Genomic DNA, 2,758 nt, shown 5'->3' with positions numbered 1-2,758 from the left:
ACTTAGTTTATTTAATATTGCTTCTTTAAATTGGCTTGAATGCCTTTGATAGTACACTGTTGTTAACTTACCGCTCCCTGTTTATTTACTAAATTAATTGAGGCGACAACAATCCTGACACAGGGGGTAACACCACTTGTGAAATCATAACCGTAACAAAATAGCCGATGCCATGACCACGTTCGTTTTTCAATATCACTCGGTCAACAACATGGCCAACAAGTCGAGCTAAAAACACCACAAAGGTATTCACCACACCTTGAATAAGGGTCAATGTCACCATGTCGCCATTAGCTACATGACTCATTTCATGGCCAAGTACCGCTTCAATTTCACCTTGTGCCATATTATCGAGTAAGCCTTGTGACACAGCAACTAAGGCACTGTTTTTACTGGCACCAGTGGCGAATGCATTCATTTGATCAGAAGGGAATATAGCTACTTCTGGCATTTTTATCCCAACAATTTTTGCTTGCTTTTCAACGGTACTAATTAACCATTTATCAACATTATTGACTGGCTCTTTAATAACCACAGCGCCTGTCATTCGTTTCGCCATCCATTTAGAAATAAACAACGAAATAAACGAACCACCAAAACCAATGACACCCGACAGTATCACTAATGACTGAATATTTAAGTCCGATCCATTTTCAGCCAATATACTATCAACACCTAACAACCTTAGGGTGACACTTAAAACCAACATAATCGCGATATTGGTCATTAAAAAAAGAAATATTCGTTTCATCTTCATTCCTACAGTAAAGGTTAGCTTCAAATCTAAACGGGTTAGCTTGAAAGAGAATATAAGTATACTGAGTAACTTACTTTTTTGATGTGTGAAATAGTAACCACAATGTGTACATTTTATTTATTGGATGGGCTAAGACTAATGAGGTGCTATAACCCTAGTGTTAGTTGAATGCTTGGGCTTACATTGCCCACCTAAATTGCAATAAACCATATCCATGCCATTCTTTATGATCAGTAAGATACTCTTTGTTATAAAAATTATAACTCCAAGTAACAGCACCACCTGAGTAATAATATATTGCTCCCACTACAGCACTGGCTTGCTGATGGTTAAACTCAACTTTAGAGTCATAAGGTAAATTACCATCTATGGTTAAATCATTAAATCGATAGCCAATTTGCATACGGGTATAAACGGTTACCGAATGGGGTTTTACCTGAGAAAGTTCATTTCCTGCATGCCCAAAATGGCTACTTAACCTGCCGAAAGTTTTCTCTAACTCCATCCCCCAACGTAAGGTTAAACCAACATTTAAGTCACTGCGAAAATTCCCTAGGGTGTTATGGCTAAAAGTACTCACTTCCCACTCACTATTAAAGGGTGCGGCCTTTCTTAATAATAAATAATCTATCTCATAACCTAATTGGAAGGTCGCTTTATTCTCAACTTGATATGCCCAACCTTCTGGTGTGCTTGCGCCTATAAGCTTATGTATGGCTCCCTGTAATTGTTCAGTGCCAGAAGCTGGCCCTATAATACCGATGCTTAACCAATTTTTTTGAGCGAGTTCACTGCTATAAAATGCTGTGTGATGCTCTAATTCTAAAAAACCTGCATAGGGGCGTTCATAGGGTTGTGGCTCTGTTATTTTAATTTCATTGGGCGTCCACATACGTTGACTAATTTTTAATCCCCATGCTTTTTCAGCATAACTCTGGGGAAGTAATAATTTATTTTGCCATTGTCCAAGAAAAGACCCCAGATCACCATGACCTAATACGGGTTTACTTTCCCAGCCCAAAATCATTCCGTTACTGTAATTTCCATCCTCACCGAATGCGACATCATTTTCTAATTGAAAGTGAAATTGCCCCGCATAAGAATAAGGAATAAATAATAACGCCAAATAAAGAAACGAGATTTTAAACATTGATGTATCCTTACTAGGTTGATTACTCGATTAACAGTTAAGGAATACTACAATTATTCCTTAGATTATGTAATCCACTTGAAGATACATAAATCAGTTGGAGCGGCTATATACAAAGCATACTTAGACAACAGCTCTGTAGAGTTACCTTTAAAATTAGCTATCTAGGACTTAGTCTTGAGTAACTTTTTAATTTCAACAAGTTCCTTTAATACCTCTTGATTGGTAAGACTTAATTTATAGGCCATCATGATCAATTTTACAGAAACTAGAAACACACCGTGAACGTCTCGCCAAATGCACATATCCTAAGCTAAGCATTAACCCTAGACTTGCTTCAACGTAATAAAAGGAGCAATGTATGAGCCGTAAAACTTCCGATGAGTGGAAATGTCTTGTAGAGAAACAAATCACTAGCGGTCTATCAGTACCAAAGTTCTGTGACCAGTATCAATTAAGTACTAAGTATTTTTATGCGCGTAAAGCTATTATCGCTAAAGGCAATAACCGTACTGATTTTATACAAGCCAAAATTATTACCAAACAAACCATTATCACTCAGCCCATTGAATATCCCATCAAACTGAATCTACCCGTTGGTGAATTATCATTTCCTCATAATATTTCTCCTGCCTTTATAGCTGAGCTGCTCAATGGGCTAACGCATGAAGATGTTTAGTGATGTTCCCGAGGTTTTTCTTTATCGTGATTTTGTCGATTTTAGAAAATCGATAAATGGTTTAGTGGTGATTGTCGAACAGCAGATGCAAGTTTCACCTCTCACGGGCAGTGTCTTTGTTTTTTGCAATAAGGGCCGAGATAAATTGAAGGTACTTTATTGGGACAAAACT

The 2,758-nt window shown here is 37.4% G+C and carries 4 protein-coding genes; 2 read left to right on the top strand and 2 right to left on the bottom strand.

The genetic code is table 11. The features are described from left to right. Nucleotides 1–88: 88 nt before the first annotated feature. Complete coding sequence (gene htpX / locus DWA31_RS04940; protein WP_245942490.1) at nucleotides 89–751, bottom strand: protease HtpX; 663 nt, start codon at nucleotides 749–751, stop codon at nucleotides 89–91. A 184-nt stretch (nucleotides 752–935) separates the two neighbouring features. After that, nucleotides 936–1,907, bottom strand: coding sequence for a lipid A deacylase LpxR family protein (locus DWA31_RS04935; protein WP_114325548.1), 972 nt, complete (start codon nucleotides 1,905–1,907; stop codon nucleotides 936–938). A gap of 361 nt (nucleotides 1,908–2,268) precedes the next feature. Between DWA31_RS04935 and tnpA the strand changes: the two genes are divergently transcribed. Beyond that, nucleotides 2,269–2,586 carry an IS66 family insertion sequence element accessory protein TnpA gene (tnpA, locus tag DWA31_RS04930; protein WP_114324640.1) on the top strand — a complete coding sequence of 106 codons (318 nt, stop codon included), beginning with the start codon at nucleotides 2,269–2,271 and terminating at the stop codon, nucleotides 2,584–2,586. Next, nucleotides 2,579–2,758, top strand: a 180-nt coding sequence (gene tnpB, locus DWA31_RS04925) for an IS66 family insertion sequence element accessory protein TnpB (RefSeq protein ID WP_210725508.1), incomplete at its 3' end; no start/stop codon positions are given. The genes tnpA and tnpB, both read left to right, overlap by 8 nt.

Origin of the sequence: Candidatus Colwellia aromaticivorans (assembly GCF_003333305.1) — a bacterium.
Taxonomy (GTDB): Bacteria; Pseudomonadota; Gammaproteobacteria; order Enterobacterales; family Alteromonadaceae; genus Colwellia; species Colwellia aromaticivorans.
Note: the sequence above shows the minus strand (reverse complement) of the source record. Positions and strands in the feature narration are given on the sequence as shown.

Coding starts and splice junctions, on each gene's coding strand:
- tnpA (WP_114324640.1), top strand. CDS start 2,269: ATGAGCCGTAAAACTTCCGATGAGTGGAAATGTCTTGTAGAGAAACAA.
- DWA31_RS04935 (WP_114325548.1), bottom strand. CDS start 1,907: ATGTTTAAAATCTCGTTTCTTTATTTGGCGTTATTATTTATTCCTTAT.
- htpX (WP_245942490.1), bottom strand. CDS start 751: ATGAAACGAATATTTCTTTTTTTAATGACCAATATCGCGATTATGTTG.